The following is a 15,876-nucleotide window of genomic DNA, read 5'->3' as shown; positions in this document are numbered from 1 at the left end:
TTTTTAATTCAGCAGGTGAGAATTTAACTTATGGGTATCTTTTACACTTGTGTTAATGAATTGCGTAAGTATAATAGGCATCCACTTTGCAGGGGCGTAGTTCCAATTGGTAGAACAGCGGTCTCCAAAACCGACGGTTGGGAGTTCGAATCTCTCCGCCCCTGCCACTTTTACACAATGTGTGAAGTCTGAAATTAAAAATCGGTTTAAACAAGTCTGTTTTTAAGTTTAGATTTTAATGGATTAACCCTGCCAGTGCGCAGGGTTGTTGTGTCTGTAGTTAAGGTAAAAATATTATGAGCACGAATGTAGAAACTCCATCGAATGCGATGGATTCAGTAAAGTGGATTGTAGCTATTGCGCTACTAGCAGGCGCAGTCGTTGGTAACCACATGTATGCAGACCAATCTGTATTATTACGTGCTATTGGTGTAGTGGTTGCTGTTGCAGCGGGTTTAGGCATTGCCTCACTAACTGAAAAAGGTCGTACTTTTATTGCATTTGCAAAAGAAGCACGTATCGAAGTACGTAAAGTTGTGTGGCCAACACGCCAAGAAACAACACATACGACATTAATTGTAATGGTTGCAACTGTGATTATGGCACTTATCCTTTGGGGATTAGATGGCATTTTATTCCGCGCAGTAGGCTTTTTAACTGGATTGGAGATCTAATCCCATGTCGGATGAGAAGAACGAAAAGAAACTACGTTGGTACGTAGTACAAGCTTTCTCTGGTTATGAGAAGCGTGTAGCACAAACCATTCTTGAGCATATCAAGATCGAAGGTTTGGAAGATAGTTTTGGTGAAGTATTAGTACCAACTGAAGAAGTTGTTGAGATGCGTGCAGGTCAAAAGCGCAAATCTGAGCGTAAATTCTTCCCAGGTTACGTACTAGTTCAAATGGACATGAACGATGCAAGCTGGCACTTAGTAAATAGCACTGCACGTGTTATGGGCTTCATTGGTGGTACGTCTGATCGTCCTGCGCCAATTAGCCAAAAAGAAGCTGACCGCATCTTAAACCGTCTTCAAGAAAACTCAGAAGCACCTAAGCCGGCTACATTATTTGAGCCAGGTGAAGTTGTTCGTGTTATCGATGGTCCGTTTGCAGACTTCAGCGGTGTTGTTGAAGAAGTGGATTACGAAAAGAGCCGCGTAAAAGTGTCTGTGCTTATCTTCGGTCGTTCGACACCTGTTGAGCTTGAGTTTGGTCAAGTTGAACAAGACAAGTAAGTAAAAAATTAAAGCTGCCAAAATCGTTTAATATTTTGGCAATAAGCTTGAAAAAGGCCGCTGATTAACTTATAATCAGCGGCCTTTTTGTGTTAGGGCAAGTTGCGACTTGTTTTTATCACGAAAAGTGAGAACCAATTTTTAAACTGGGAAGCCGTTAGAGTACGCGTCCTCGCGCGCACAAGGCTATGACCCACCAAATGAGGTATTTATTATGGCTAAAAAAGTTGAAGCTATTATCAAGCTACAAGTTGCCGCTGGTATGGCTAACCCTAGTCCTCCAGTAGGTCCAGCACTAGGTCAACACGGTGTAAACATCATGGAATTCTGTAAAGCGTTCAACGCACGTACAGAGTCTATCGAAAAAGGCGCTCCAGTTCCTGTAGTGATCTCTGTTTACGGTGACCGTTCTTTCACGTTCGAAATGAAAACTCCACCGGCTGCTTACTTACTTAAGAAAGCTGCAGGCATCAAATCAGGCTCAGGCCGTCCTAACACTGAAAAAGTGGGTACAGTTACACGTGCTCAACTTGAAGAAATCGTTGAGACAAAACGACCTGACCTTACAGCGGCTGATATGGACGCTGCGGTTCGCACTATCGCAGGTTCTGCGCGTGCGATGGGCTTGAACGTAGAGGACTAAGATAATGGCAAAATTAACTAAACGTATGCGTACAATCCGCGAAAAAGTGGATGCGACTAAAGATTACGAAATCAATGAAGCAGTTGCTCTTTTAAAAGAGTTAGCGACAGCTAAATTCGTAGAAAGTGTTGACGTTGCTGTTAACCTTGGTATCGATGCTCGTAAATCTGACCAAAACGTTCGTGGTGCTACTGTACTACCTAACGGTACTGGTCGTGAAGTTCGTGTTGCTGTATTCACACAAGGCGCTAACGCAGACGCTGCGAAAGAAGCTGGTGCTGAATTAGTGGGCATGGAAGATCTTGCTGATCTAGTTAAGAAAGGCGAGATGAACTTTGACGTTGTTGTTGCATCTCCAGACGCTATGCGTGTTGTTGGTCAACTAGGTCAAATCTTAGGTCCACGTGGTCTAATGCCAAACCCTAAAACTGGTACTGTAACGCCTAACGTTGCAGAAGCAGTTAAAAACGCGAAAGCAGGTCAAGTTCGTTACCGTAACGACAAGAACGGTATCATCCATACTACTATCGGTAAGGTTGATTTCACTGCTGAGCAACTTCAACAAAACCTTGAAGCTCTTATTGTTGCGCTTAAGAAGGCTAAACCTTCTCAAGCAAAAGGTACTTACGTGAAGAAAGTAACTATCTCTACAACAATGGGCGCAGGTGTTGCTGTTGACCAAAACTCACTAAGCACGACTGTTGCTTAATTAAGAGTTTACATGGCGTGAAATTTGAACTATAATTTTGCGCCATTTTGTTGAGAAAGTTAATTTCAAAACAAGTAAAGAATTCGGGTTGAAGTCCATAATTTCGTAATGCCTTCGGGTAAAAACGATAAATTGGGCTTCCGTCCAAGACCGTAGGCGGCCCTAGGCCTTAATCATTTTACCTACGTAGACGGTGTGAATCCCCAGATAGATTTTTCCTAATCTTCTGGCTCTCGCCGTAAAAAGCATCTCCATCATTGATGGGGAAGAGTAGAACAGGGAAGCCAATATCGGCGACCCATTAAACCAGGAGTAACACCCATGGCTTTAAATCTTCAAGGCAAAAAAGCAATTGTTGCTGAAGTCAACGAAGCAGCCACTGGTGCTCTTTCTGCAGTTGTTGCAGATTCTCGTGGTGTAACAGTTGGTGCTATCACTGCCCTTCGTAAAGAAGCTCGTGAAGCTGGTGTATGGATGAAAGTTGTTCGTAACACTCTAGCTAAACGTGCTGTTGAAGGTACAGATTTTGAGTGCCTTTCTGACTCATTTGTTGGTCCAAGCTTAATCGCTTTCTCTTCAGAGCACCCTGGTGCTGCTGCGCGTATCTTCTCAGATTTCGCGAAGAAGAACGAGAAATTCGAAGTTAAGACGGCTGCATTTGAAGGTAACGTAGTAGACGCAGCTATGCTAGCAACTCTACCTACTTACGACGAAGCTGTTGCACGCTTAATGAGCGCTATGAAAGAAGCGTCTGCAGGTAAATTGTGTAAAACAATTGAAGCAGTACGTGTACAGAAAGAAGAGCAAGCTGCTTAATTTTAAGCTGTTTTTTTGTTCACTTTCGGTGTAATATTTTTTTGGACTAAAATTAGTCCGTAATAATTAGGAAATTTGTAATGTCTGTAACTAAAGACCAAATCCTTGATGCTATTGCTGAAATGTCAGTAATGGACGTTGTTGCTCTAGTTGAAGCAATGGAAGAAAAATTCGGCGTAACTGCAGCTGCTGCTGTTGTTGCTGGTCCAGCTGCTGAAGCTGCTGAAGAGAAGACTGAGTTCGACGTAATCCTTGCTGGCGCTGGCGCTAACAAGGTTGCAGCTATCAAAGCTGTACGTGGTGCAACTGGTCTTGGCCTTAAAGAAGCTAAAGCACTTGTTGAATCAGCTCCTGCACCTATCAAAGAAGGTGTATCTAAAGAAGAAGCTGAAGCACTTAAGAAAGATCTTGAAGAAGCTGGTGCTGAAGTTGAGATCAAGTAATCTAGCTTACGCTAGGTTCGCTGCCTGAGAAATCAGGCAAGGGCTGGTGATTATTTAATCACCGGCCTTTTTGCGCTATAGAGCGACACAATCCTGTAGCGCAAATAAAATCTAATTTTCTCTTTACTTTCAAGTTGTTACCTCTTTTGGTGTTGAAAGTGGCAGAGCAAAATAGAACAACAATTTAATGTTGTACATCTTGGCATAGATGCCAGTTAAGTCTGTTCTTACAAGAACAGGTCGGGTCAAAGATCAGCAAGCTGAGGAACCCCATGGCTTACTCTTATTCTGAAAAGAAACGTATCCGTAAGGATTTTGGTAAACGTCCACAAGTTTTGGATATACCTTTCTTACTGTCGACGCAGTTAGAATCGTTTAAAAAATTCTTAGTCCCTGACGCTGATGGCGATCACGGTTTGGAAGCTGCTTTCCGTTCTGTGTTTCCGATCAAAAGCTACTCGGGAAATTCTGAGCTTCAATACGTAAGTTATCGTATTGGTGAGCCAGTATTCGATGTAAAAGAATGTCAAATTCGCGGTGTGACTTATTCTGCTCCACTTCGCGTAAAATTGCGTCTTGTGGTGATGGACAAAGAAGCACCAGGCACAGTTAAAGACATTAAAGAGCAAGAAGTTTACATGGGCGAAATTCCGCTCATGACTGATACCGGTACCTTTGTAATCAATGGTACAGAGCGTGTTATCGTTTCTCAGCTACACCGTAGCCCTGGTGTATTCTTTGATAACGACCGCGGTAAAACTCACTCGTCAGGTAAAGTACTTTATAACGCGCGTGTAATTCCTTACCGTGGTTCATGGTTAGACTTCGAGTTTGATGCAAAAGATAACCTATATGTACGTATTGACCGTCGTCGTAAATTACCGGCGTCTATCATCTTACGTGCACTAGAGTTCTCTACAGAAGAAATCCTAGATATCTTCTTTGATACTACTGCGTTTGAAGTTACTGACGGTAAAGTTCTTATGGAACTTGTACCTTCACGTTTACGTGGTGAAACTGCCGCTTTTGATATCAAGAGCGATGACGGTGAAGTCCTTGTTGAAGCGGGTCGTCGTATTACTGCGCGTCACATCAAGAACATCGAGAAAAAAGGTATTAACCAATTAGAAGTACCTCACGAGTACATCATTGGTCGTGTTGTAGCTAGAAACTACGTTGACGAGTCAACGGGTGAGATCATCGCAAATGCGAATGACGAGCTATCACTTGAGCTAATGGCTGAATTGGTTAAAGCAGGTCACACTAAGATTGATACACTATATATCAACGAAGTGGACAGCGGCGCCTACATGTCAGATACATTACGTATCGACACAACAAGCAACCGTTTAGAAGCATTAGTAGAAATTTATCGCATGATGCGCCCAGGCGAGCCACCGACGAAAGACGCGGCTGAAGCCTTATTTGATAACTTGTTCTTCTCTGAAGAGCGTTACGATTTATCAACAGTTGGTCGTATGAAGTTCAATAGCCGTGTAGGTTATGACACTGATACAGGCCCTGGCACATTATCGAAAGAAGACATCGTAGCTGTTATGAAAGTGCTTATCGCTATTCGTAACGGTGTTGGCGATGTTGATGATATCGACCACTTAGGCAACCGTCGTATCCGTAGTGTTGGCGAAATGGCTGAGAACCAATTCCGCGTTGGTCTAGTACGTGTTGAGCGTGCTGTACGTGAGCGTTTAAGCTTAGGTGACCTTGACGCTGTAATGCCACAAGATCTAATTAACGCTAAGCCAATCTCGGCAGCGGTTAAAGAGTTCTTCGGTTCATCTCAGTTATCACAGTTCATGGACCAAAATAACCCGCTTTCAGAAGTAACGCACAAGCGTCGTATTTCTGCATTAGGCCCGGGTGGTTTAACACGTGAACGCGCTGGCTTCGAAGTTCGAGACGTTCACGTAACTCACTATGGTCGTGTATGTCCAATCGAAACGCCTGAGGGTCCAAACATCGGTCTAATTAACTCATTGTCTACGTACGCACGTACGAATGACTATGGTTTCTTAGAAACACCTTACCGTAAAGTGGTAAATGGTGTAGTTACTGATGAAGTAGATTACTTATCAGCCATTGAAGAAGGTCAGTTTGTTATCGCTCAGGCGAACTCAAACTTGAACGAAAACAATGAGTTTGTTGATGAACTAATTCCATGTCGTCACAAAGGTGAATCAACCTTTATGGGCAAAATGGATCAGCAATATATGGACGTATCACCACAACAGGTGATCTCTGTAGCGGCAGCACTTATCCCGTTCCTAGAACACGATGATGCTAACCGTGCATTGATGGGTTCAAACATGCAACGTCAAGCAGTACCAACACTTATCGCGGACAAGCCGCTGGTAGGTACAGGTATTGAGCTTACACTAGCAAAAGACTCTGGTGTAACTATCGTTGCTAAGCGTGGTGGTGAAGTAATGTATGCGGACGCAAGCCGCATCGTTGTAAATGTACATGAAGATGAGCGTATTCCTGGTGAAGCGGGCATCGATATTTACAACCTTACTAAGTACACACGCTCAAACCAAAATACATGTATTAACCAAAAGCCAACTTGTATGGTTGGTGAGCCGGTAACACGTGGTGACGTATTAGCAGATGGTCCTTCGACTGACTTAGGTGACTTAGCACTTGGTCAAAACCTTCGCGTGGCATTCATGCCATGGAACGGTTATAACTTCGAGGATTCAATCCTACTATCTGAGCGCGTAGTTCAAGAAGATCGTCTAACGACTATCCACATTCAAGAACTACAATGTATCGCACGTGATACTAAATTAGGTCCAGAAGAGATCACAGCAGATATCCCTAACGTAGGTGAATCTGCACTAGGCAAGCTTGATGAATCAGGCGTTGTTTATATCGGTGCTGAAGTTAAAGGCGGCGATATCCTAGTAGGTAAAGTGACTCCGAAAGGCGAAACGCAATTAACACCTGAAGAAAAGCTACTACGTGCTATCTTCGGTGAGAAAGCGTCAGACGTTAAAGACAGCTCTTTACGTGTACCAAACTCTGTAACTGGTACTGTAATCGACGTACAAGTTTTCACCCGTGACGGTGTTGAAAAAGATAAGCGTGCGTTAGAAGTTGAAGACATGCAGCTTCGCGAAGCGAAGAAAGACTTCAACGAAGAGTTCCGTATCTTAGAAGCTGGTGTATTAGACCGTGCTCGTAAGTTACTTATTGACGCAGGTCTGAGCGCAGATTCAATTGCATCACTAAATGCTGAAAAGCTGCTTACGCAAAGCCTTGCTGAAGAAGACAAGCAAGCTGAACTTGAGCAACTAGCTGCTCAGTACGATGAGCTTAAAGCTGAATACGATAAGAAGTTTGAAAACAAACGTCGTAAGATCACTCAAGGTGATGACTTAGCACCAGGCGTACTTAAGATTGTTAAAGTATACCTAGCTGTTAAACGTCGTATCCAACCGGGTGATAAGATGGCGGGTCGTCACGGTAACAAAGGTGTTATCTCGACTATCGTACCAGTTGAAGATATGCCATACGATGACAAAGGTCGTACGGTAGACATCGTTCTGAACCCGCTAGGTGTACCATCACGTATGAACATCGGTCAGATCCTAGAAACACATATGGGTCTTGCTGCACGTGGTGTGGGTGAGCGCTTAGAAGAAATGATGAAAGAGCAGCGTGAACTGCACGAAATCCGTAGCTTCGTTAAGAAAGTTTACGAATTAGGTGATTGTCGTCAGAAAGTTGATATCGACTCGTTCTCTGATGATGAAGTTCGTCGCTTAGCTGAAAACTTGAAAGGTGGTTTACCGATCGCAACTCCAGCCTTTGATGGTGCTCGTGAAAGCGAGATCAAAGACTTACTAGAGCTTGGTGGTTATCCAAGAAGCGGTCAAGTTACACTTTATGATGGCCGTACTGGCGATCAGTTTGAACGTCAAGTAACTGTTGGTTACATGTACATGCTGAAACTTAACCACTTGGTTGATGACAAGATGCACGCACGTTCAACTGGTTCTTATAGCCTTGTTACTCAGCAGCCGCTGGGTGGTAAAGCTCAGTTCGGTGGCCAGCGTTTCGGTGAGATGGAGGTGTGGGCACTAGAAGCATACGGTGCTGCATATACTCTACAAGAAATGCTAACAGTGAAATCGGATGACGTGAACGGTCGTACTAAGATGTATAAGAACATCGTAGATGGTAACCATAAGATGGAACCAGGTATGCCAGAATCGTTCAACGTATTGTTGAAAGAAATCCGCTCACTGGGTATCAACATCGAGTTGGAAGAAAATTAAGCCATTTAGGTGCGGCGTAAGCCGCACCTGTTAGGCCGAATAGAATGTAGGGGCGATTGGTTCGCCCTCAAGATTAACCTCCGACAGGAGAGCTAAGGTGAAAGACTTACTTAAGTTTCTGAAGCAACAAAATAAGACCGAAGAATTCGATGCAATTCGCATTGGTCTTGCTTCGCCAGATATGGTTCGTTCATGGTCATACGGTGAAGTAAAGAAACCTGAGACAATCAACTACCGTACTTTCAAGCCTGAGCGCGACGGCTTATTCTGTGCCCGTATCTTCGGCCCAGTGAAAGATTATGAGTGTTTATGTGGTAAATATAAGCGCCTTAAGCACCGTGGTGTTATTTGTGAAAAGTGTGGCGTTGAAGTAACGCTGACTAAAGTGCGTCGTGACCGTATGGGTCATATTGAGCTTGCTAGCCCAGTTGCGCACATTTGGTTCTTAAAATCATTACCGTCACGTATCGGCTTAATGCTAGACATGACACTTCGTGACATCGAGCGCGTACTTTACTTCGAATCATTCGTAGTAACTGAGCCTGGTATGACAACGCTTGAGCGTGGTCAGCTTTTAGGTGAAGAAGAGTACCTAGATGCACTTGAAGAGCACGGTGATGAGTTTGAAGCGAAGATGGGTGCTGAAGCAGTATTAGACTTGCTTCGTGAACTTGATCTTGGCCAATTAATTGCTGAAATGCGTGAAGAGTTACCAACAATTAACTCTGAAACTAAGCGTAAGAAGATCACTAAACGTCTTAAATTAATGGAATCTTTCCACCAATCAGGTAACAACCCTGAGTGGATGATCATGACTGTACTTCCAGTACTTCCACCTGATCTACGTCCATTAGTACCACTAGACGGTGGTCGTTTTGCGACTTCTGATCTGAATGACCTTTACCGTCGTGTTATTAACCGTAATAACCGTCTTAAGCGTCTATTAGATCTAGCAGCACCAGACATTATCGTACGCAACGAAAAACGTATGTTACAAGAAGCGGTAGATGCGCTACTTGATAACGGTCGTCGCGGTCGTGCGATCACAGGTTCTAACAAACGTCCTCTTAAATCGCTTGCTGATATGATCAAAGGTAAGCAAGGTCGTTTCCGTCAGAACTTACTTGGTAAACGTGTAGATTACTCTGGCCGTTCTGTAATCACAGTAGGTCCTACGCTTAAACTACACCAGTGTGGTCTTCCTAAGAAGATGGCACTTGAGCTATTCAAACCATTTATCTATGGCAAACTAGAGCGTCGCGGCATGGCTACGACTATCAAAGCAGCTAAGAAGATGGTTGAGCGTGAAGTGGCAGAAGTATGGGATGTATTAGACGAAGTAATTCGTGAACATCCAGTATTACTTAACCGTGCACCAACACTTCACCGTTTGGGTATCCAAGCGTTCGAACCTGTGCTTATCGAAGGTAAAGCGATCCATTTACACCCATTAGTTTGTGCGGCGTACAACGCTGACTTCGATGGTGACCAAATGGCGGTACACGTACCGTTAACGCTTGAAGCACAGTTAGAAGCACGTGCTCTAATGATGTCTACAAACAACATCCTATCTCCAGCGAATGGTGAGCCAATCATCGTTCCTTCACAGGACGTTGTATTAGGTCTTTACTACATGACGCGTGATCGCATCAATGCGAAAGGCGAAGGTACTGTATTTAAAGATCCTAAAGAAGCTGAAAAAGCATACCGCAGCGGTAACGCTGAGTTACATGCACGCGTAAAAGTACGTATCAGCGAGACAATTAGCTCTGAAGATGGTGATGCAGTTGAGCAAGTATCTATTGTTGAAACAACAGTAGGTCGTGCGATTCTTTCACTAATCCTACCTAAAGGCATGCCGTTTGAGTTAATCAACCAAGCCCTAGGTAAGAAACAAATTTCTGGCTTATTAAACGAGTGTTACCGTCGTCTAGGTCTTAAAGATACTGTTATCTTTGCTGACCAAGTAATGTACACCGGTTTCCACTACGCAATGAAGTCAGGTGTTTCAATCGGTATCGATGACTTAGTTATCCCACCGGTTAAAGCAGAAATCATTGAATCAGCGGAAGCTGAAGTAACTGAAATCAACCAACAATTCCAATCAGGTCTTGTAACGGCTGGTGAAAAGTACAATAAAGTTATCGATATCTGGTCACGTGTAAATGAAAACTTATCACGTGAGATGATGGCGAACTTATCAAAAGACACTGTAATCAACGCGAAAGGCGAAGAAGAAGAGCAATCTTCATTTAACTCAGTGTTTATGATGGCAGACTCAGGTGCACGTGGTAGCGCCGCTCAGATCCGTCAGTTAGCGGGTATGCGTGGTCTAATGGCACGTCCAGATGGTTCAATCATCGAGACACCAATCACGGCGAACTTCCGTGAAGGTCTAAACGTACTACAGTACTTCATCTCGACGCACGGTGCGCGTAAAGGTCTTGCCGATACAGCACTTAAAACAGCAAACTCGGGTTACTTAACGCGTCGTCTAGTAGACGTTGCACAAGACTTAGTAATCAACGAAGACGATTGTGGCACAGAAGATGGCTTAACAATGAAACCGCTTATCGAAGGTGGTGACGTTGTAGAAGCACTTCGCGAACGTGTTCTTGGTCGTGTTGTTGCTGAAGATGTATTAATCCCTGGTACAAACGAAGTACTTGTTGAGCGTAACATCATGCTTGACGAAAAACTGTGTGACCTTTTAGAAGAGCACTCAGTGGATGAAGTACGCGTTCGTTCAGTAATCACTTGTGATAATGACTTTGGTGTATGTGCTAAGTGTTACGGTCGTGACCTTGCGCGTGGCCACATCATCAACCCAGGTGAGTCAGTAGGTGTTATCGCGGCACAATCAATCGGTGAGCCGGGTACACAGCTTACGATGCGTACCTTCCACATCGGTGGTGCGGCATCTCGAGCGTCTGCTGAAAACAGTGTACAAGTTAAAACTAACGGTACATTGAAGTTACACAATGCGAAGTACGTATTAAACACAGACGGTAAGATTGTTATCACGTCTCGTTCAACAGAGATCACTATCATCGATAGCTTTGGTCGTGAGAAAGAGCGTTATAAAGTTCCTTACGGTGCGGTGTTAACTGTACAAGATAATGCAGAAGTTCAAGGTAACGATATCGTTGCAACTTGGGATCCGCATAGTCACCCAATCGTTCTTGAGCACAAGTCAAAAATCTCGTTCAGCGACATTGATGACTCAAATACCGAAGCACAAACAGACGAGTTAACTGGTTTAACACGTGTGGTTGTTAAAGACTTAGGTAAAGCGAATGCGAAAGAACCTAAACTAATCATCGAAAGCGATGAGCGTGGTCTGCAAGAAACACGTCTACCTTCATTCACAACGATTGAAGTAACAGACGGTGCAACTGCAAACCCAGGTGACGTACTTGCACGTATTCCGCAAGAAGGTTCGAAAACTCGTGACATCACGGGTGGTCTACCTCGCGTAGCTGACTTATTCGAAGCACGTAAACCGAAAGATCCTGCAATCCTTGCAGAAATCACAGGTACTATTAGCTTCGGTAAAGAAACTAAAGGTAAGAAGCGTCTTGTAATCACTCCAGCTGAGGGTGACGCATACGAAGAGATGATCCCTAAATGGCGTCAACTTAACGTGTTCGAAGGTGAGCAAGTGTCTAAAGGTGAGGTTATCGCCGATGGTCCAGAATCACCACATGACATCTTACGCCTACGTGGTGTAACTCATGTAGCTAACTACATCGTTAACGAAGTGCAAGAGGTTTACCGCTTGCAAGGCGTTAAGATCAATGACAAGCACATTGAGACAATTATTCGTCAGATGCTACGTAAATGTATCATCCTTGACGGCGGTGACACTGAGTTCTTAGCCGGTGAACAAGTTGAAGTGGCACGCGTAAATATCGCGAACCGTGAGCTTGAAAAGCAAGGCAAGATCCCAGCTAAATTTGAAATCCAATTAATGGGTATCACTAAAGCGTCACTTGCAACCGAATCTTTCATCTCAGCAGCGTCATTCCAGGAGACAACACGTGTCCTAACTGAAGCAGCTGTAAATGGTAAGAGCGATGAGCTTCGTGGTCTTAAAGAGAACGTAATCGTGGGTCGTCTGATCCCAGCTGGTACAGGCTTTGCGTATCACCAAGACCGTTTGAACCGTCGCAAGCAAGGTGAAATCGTTGAAGAGCAAACAGTAAGCGCTGAAGAGGCAACTCAAGCACTAACTGATGCACTTAACGCAGATATCTCTGGAAACCAATAATCTCAACTTAATCAATGGATTAAGAAATCGTAAGGCAGTTATCTGCTGCCTTACGATGAGTTAAGGTTGACAGGTTAAACTTTGCTCATTAAAATTCCGCCACCCATTTGCCTGCACGTTTAGTAACGAGCATGTAAACAGGGCGTTTTTATTTTTTCAGTAGTAATTTTAATTTCAGGAGCTATTTAAATGGCAACTATTAACCAGCTAGTGCGTAAGCCACGTCGTAGCAAGGTTACTAAAAGTAACTCAGCTGCGCTTAAAGCGTGTCCGCAAAAGCGTGGTGTATGTACTCGTGTATATACAACTACACCTAAGAAACCAAACTCTGCATTACGTAAAGTAGCGCGTGTTCGTTTAACAAACGGTTTCGAAGTAACATCTTACATCGGTGGTGAAGGCCACAACCTACAAGAGCACAGTGTAATCCTTATCCGTGGTGGTCGTGTTAAAGACTTACCAGGTGTGCGTTTCCACACTGTACGTGGTGCACTTGACTGTGCAGGCGTTAGCGACCGTCGTCAAGCTCGCTCTAAATACGGTGCTAAACGCCCTAAGGGCTAATGGTTCTCCGTTAGTAAGGCCAAGCACTAAATTTTTAAATTAATTGTTTTGGGTATTGACTCTAAAAGAGCAAACCTGAAGATACCGGAGATACAAAATGCCTAGAAGACGCGTAATAGGTCAACGTAAAATTCTTCCAGATCCTAAGTTCGGATCGGAACTTCTTGCTAAATTCGTTAACGTAGTAATGTTAGACGGCAAGAAATCTACTGCTGAAAAAATCGTTTATGGTGCGTTAGACGTGGCTGCTGAGAAATCAGGCAAGTCGCACCTAGAAATCTTTGAAGCTGCACTTGAAAACGTTCGCCCACAGGTAGAGGTTAAATCTCGCCGTGTTGGTGGTTCAACGTACCAAGTACCAGTTGAAGTACGTCCAGTACGTCGCAACGCATTAGGTATGCGTTGGTTAGTAGACGCTGCACGTAAGCGTGGCGAAAAATCTATGGGCTTACGTTTAGCTCAAGAAATCGTTGACGCTGCTGACAACAAAGGCACTGCGGTTAAGAAACGTGAAGACGTTCACCGTATGGCTGAAGCGAATAAAGCATTCGCTCATTACCGTTGGTAATCTGTCCTTAACCTTTAAGAGGATCATATGGCACGTACAACTCCACTTGAGCGCTATCGCAATATCGGTATTTGCGCTCACGTAGATGCAGGTAAAACCACAACAACAGAACGTGTTCTGTTCTACACAGGTCTTTCTCATAAGATCGGTGAAGTACATGATGGTGCTGCAACTATGGATTGGATGGAGCAGGAACAAGAGCGTGGTATCACAATCACTTCTGCTGCAACAACGTGTTTCTGGAAAGGGATGGACGCTCAATTTGACGACCATCGTATCAATATCATTGATACTCCAGGACACGTAGATTTCACTATCGAAGTAGAGCGTTCTTTACGCGTACTAGATGGTGCGGTAGTTGTTCTTTGTGCTTCATCTGGTGTACAGCCGCAAACTGAGACAGTTTGGCGTCAAGCGAACAAATACGAAGTTCCTCGCATGATCTTCGTAAATAAAATGGATCGCACTGGCGCTGACTTCTTAACAGTGGTTAGCCAGGTGAAATCTCGTCTTGGAGCAACGCCTGTTCCAATTCAGCTACCAATTGGTGCTGAAGACGACTTTAAAGGTGTTATTGACCTTATTAAGATGAAAGCCATTAACTGGAATGCCGAAGATCAAGGCATGACTTTCTCTTATGAGGCAATTCCGGCAGAACTTCTTGAGCTTGCAGAAGAATGGCGTTCTCACTTAGTTGAGAGCGCTGCTGAAGCCTCAGAAGAACTAATGGATAAATATCTAGAAGGTGAAGAACTGACTGAAGCTGAAATTAAAGCAGCTTTACGTCAGCGTACATTAGCAAACGAAATTGTTCCAATGACGTGTGGTAGTGCATTTAAAAATAAAGGTGTTCAAGCTGTGCTTGATGCCGTTATTGAATATATGCCTGCACCAACACAAGTGAAACAAATCCAAGGTATCTTAGAAGATGGTACCGAGGATGAACGTCCTGCTGATGACAACGCACCGTTTGCCGCACTTGCTTTTAAGATTGCGACAGACCCGTTCGTTGGCACCTTGACCTTCTTCCGTGTTTACTCTGGTACTGTTAAACAGGGTGACGCGGTATACAACCCAGTTAAAAGTAAGCGTGAGCGACTTGGTCGTATCGTTCAGATGCATTCAAACTCACGTGAAGAGATCAAAGTAGTCTACGCAGGCGACATCGCAGCGGCTATTGGTCTTAAAGACGTAACAACAGGTGAAACACTGTGTGATCCGAACTCAATCATTACGCTTGAGCGTATGGAGTTCCCAGAACCAGTTATCTCTGTTGCGGTTGAGCCTCGCACAATCGCTGACCAAGATAAGATGGGTATCGCGTTAGGTAAACTAGCGGCAGAAGATCCGTCTTTCAGAGTACAAACTGACGAAGAATCAGGCCAGACTATTATTTCTGGTATGGGTGAACTTCACCTTGATATCATTGTCGACCGTATGAAACGTGAATTCAGTGTTGAATGTAACGTTGGTAAGCCGCAGGTAGCATACCGTGAAGCTATCCGTTCAGCTGTTGAAGTTGAAGGGAAGTTCGTACGTCAATCAGGTGGTCGTGGTCAATATGGTCACGTCTGGCTTAAACTTGAACCGATGGATATTTCGGAAAATGATGCGCCAATTTACGAGTTCGTTAACGAAGTTGTTGGTGGTGCGGTTCCTAAAGAATACATCCCTGCGGTAGATAAAGGCATCCAAGAGCAAATGGCTCAAGGTGTGCTGGCAGGCTACCCATTACTTGGCGTTAAAGCGACTCTATTTGATGGTTCATTCCATGATGTAGACTCGAATGAGATGGCATTTAAGATTGCAGGTTCAATGGCGATGAAGAAAGGTGCGCTTGAAGCAAACCCAGCTCTTCTAGAACCAGTAATGAAGGTTGAAGTTATCACTCCTGAAGAAAACATGGGTGATGTAGTTGGTGACTTAAATCGTCGCCGCGGCATGATCGAAGGCATGGAAGAAGCATTCGGTGGTCTTAAGCAAATTAATGCGCAAGTCCCACTTTCTGAAATGTTTGGTTATGCAACTGATCTGCGATCTGCAACACAAGGCCGTGCATCTTACTCTATGGAGTTTTTGAAGTATGCAGAAGCCGCTAAGAACGTTGCAGATGCAATAATTGCAGCTCGCGCTGTTATATGATTTAGCTTGTCTGGCCCAATAGTGGGTCAGGCGTTAATTTCTTTATAGGAATTTTTTAAGATGGCAAAAGAAAAGTTTGAACGCGTAAAACCGCACGTAAACGTTGGTACAATCGGCCACGTTGACCACGGTAAAACAACTCTAACAGCAGCAATCACTAACGTACTTGCAAAAGTATACGGTGGTG

12 protein-coding genes and 1 tRNA gene are annotated in these 15,876 nt (G+C 44.0%); all 13 read left to right on the top strand.

Annotation, left to right across the window (positions count from 1 at the left end; all coding sequences use genetic code 11):
• Positions 1-90: 90 nt before the first annotated feature.
• Positions 91-167 (top strand) — tRNA-Trp (locus tag NH454_RS20040).
• A gap of 129 nt (positions 168-296) precedes the next feature.
• Positions 297-674, top strand: coding sequence for a preprotein translocase subunit SecE (gene secE / locus NH454_RS20035; protein WP_135922811.1), 378 nt, complete (start codon positions 297-299; stop codon positions 672-674).
• A 4-nt stretch (positions 675-678) separates the two neighbouring features.
• Positions 679-1,236, top strand: a complete 558-nt coding sequence (nusG, locus tag NH454_RS20030; RefSeq protein WP_036971577.1) for a transcription termination/antitermination protein NusG — start codon at positions 679-681, stop codon at positions 1,234-1,236.
• A 214-nt stretch (positions 1,237-1,450) separates the two neighbouring features.
• Positions 1,451-1,879 (top strand): 50S ribosomal protein L11, encoded by a 429-nt coding sequence (rplK, locus tag NH454_RS20025; RefSeq protein WP_036971575.1) that lies wholly within the window; start codon positions 1,451-1,453, stop codon positions 1,877-1,879.
• A gap of 4 nt (positions 1,880-1,883) precedes the next feature.
• Positions 1,884-2,588 carry a 50S ribosomal protein L1 gene (gene rplA / locus NH454_RS20020; protein ID WP_135922810.1) on the top strand — a complete coding sequence of 235 codons (705 nt, stop codon included), beginning with the start codon at positions 1,884-1,886 and terminating at the stop codon, positions 2,586-2,588.
• Positions 2,589-2,909: 321 nt separating this feature from the next.
• Entirely contained in the window at positions 2,910-3,404 is a 495-nt protein-coding gene (rplJ, locus tag NH454_RS20015; protein ID WP_135922809.1) for a 50S ribosomal protein L10, read from the top strand.
• Positions 3,405-3,484: 80 nt separating this feature from the next.
• On the top strand, positions 3,485-3,847 hold the full coding sequence (gene rplL / locus NH454_RS20010) for a 50S ribosomal protein L7/L12 (protein WP_135922808.1): 363 nt from the start codon (positions 3,485-3,487) through the stop codon (positions 3,845-3,847).
• Between the two features lie 272 nt (positions 3,848-4,119).
• Complete coding sequence (gene rpoB, locus NH454_RS20005) at positions 4,120-8,145, top strand: DNA-directed RNA polymerase subunit beta (RefSeq protein WP_135922807.1); 4,026 nt, start codon at positions 4,120-4,122, stop codon at positions 8,143-8,145.
• Positions 8,146-8,242: 97 nt separating this feature from the next.
• Complete coding sequence (rpoC, locus tag NH454_RS20000) at positions 8,243-12,415, top strand: DNA-directed RNA polymerase subunit beta' (protein WP_135922806.1); 4,173 nt, start codon at positions 8,243-8,245, stop codon at positions 12,413-12,415.
• Between the two features lie 189 nt (positions 12,416-12,604).
• Positions 12,605-12,979, top strand: a complete 375-nt coding sequence (rpsL, locus tag NH454_RS19995; RefSeq protein ID WP_002958885.1) for a 30S ribosomal protein S12 — start codon at positions 12,605-12,607, stop codon at positions 12,977-12,979.
• 97 nt (positions 12,980-13,076) lie between these two features.
• Positions 13,077-13,547, top strand: coding sequence for a 30S ribosomal protein S7 (rpsG, locus tag NH454_RS19990; RefSeq protein WP_054554834.1), 471 nt, complete (start codon positions 13,077-13,079; stop codon positions 13,545-13,547).
• Between the two features lie 27 nt (positions 13,548-13,574).
• Entirely contained in the window at positions 13,575-15,689 is a 2,115-nt protein-coding gene (fusA, locus tag NH454_RS19985) for an elongation factor G (protein WP_135922805.1), read from the top strand.
• A gap of 60 nt (positions 15,690-15,749) precedes the next feature.
• Positions 15,750-15,876, top strand: a 127-nt coding sequence (locus NH454_RS19980) for a GTP-binding protein (protein WP_033023824.1), incomplete at its 3' end; no start/stop codon positions are given.

This window comes from Pseudoalteromonas sp. Ps84H-4 (assembly GCF_024124645.1).
Lineage (GTDB): Bacteria > Pseudomonadota > Gammaproteobacteria > Enterobacterales > Alteromonadaceae > Pseudoalteromonas > Pseudoalteromonas lipolytica_C.
The sequence above is the reverse complement of the archived record's forward strand: the minus strand, read 5'-3'. Positions and strand labels throughout refer to the sequence as shown.

Bases quoted from the DNA above. Each gene is read 5' to 3' on its own strand.
- secE (WP_135922811.1), top strand. From the start codon at position 297: ATGAGCACGAATGTAGAAACTCCATCGAATGCGATGGATTCAGTAAAG.
- nusG (WP_036971577.1), top strand. From the start codon at position 679: ATGTCGGATGAGAAGAACGAAAAGAAACTACGTTGGTACGTAGTACAA.
- rplK (WP_036971575.1), top strand. From the start codon at position 1,451: ATGGCTAAAAAAGTTGAAGCTATTATCAAGCTACAAGTTGCCGCTGGT.
- rplA (WP_135922810.1), top strand. From the start codon at position 1,884: ATGGCAAAATTAACTAAACGTATGCGTACAATCCGCGAAAAAGTGGAT.
- rplJ (WP_135922809.1), top strand. From the start codon at position 2,910: ATGGCTTTAAATCTTCAAGGCAAAAAAGCAATTGTTGCTGAAGTCAAC.
- rplL (WP_135922808.1), top strand. From the start codon at position 3,485: ATGTCTGTAACTAAAGACCAAATCCTTGATGCTATTGCTGAAATGTCA.
- rpoB (WP_135922807.1), top strand. From the start codon at position 4,120: ATGGCTTACTCTTATTCTGAAAAGAAACGTATCCGTAAGGATTTTGGT.
- rpsL (WP_002958885.1), top strand. From the start codon at position 12,605: ATGGCAACTATTAACCAGCTAGTGCGTAAGCCACGTCGTAGCAAGGTT.
- rpsG (WP_054554834.1), top strand. From the start codon at position 13,077: ATGCCTAGAAGACGCGTAATAGGTCAACGTAAAATTCTTCCAGATCCT.
- fusA (WP_135922805.1), top strand. From the start codon at position 13,575: ATGGCACGTACAACTCCACTTGAGCGCTATCGCAATATCGGTATTTGC.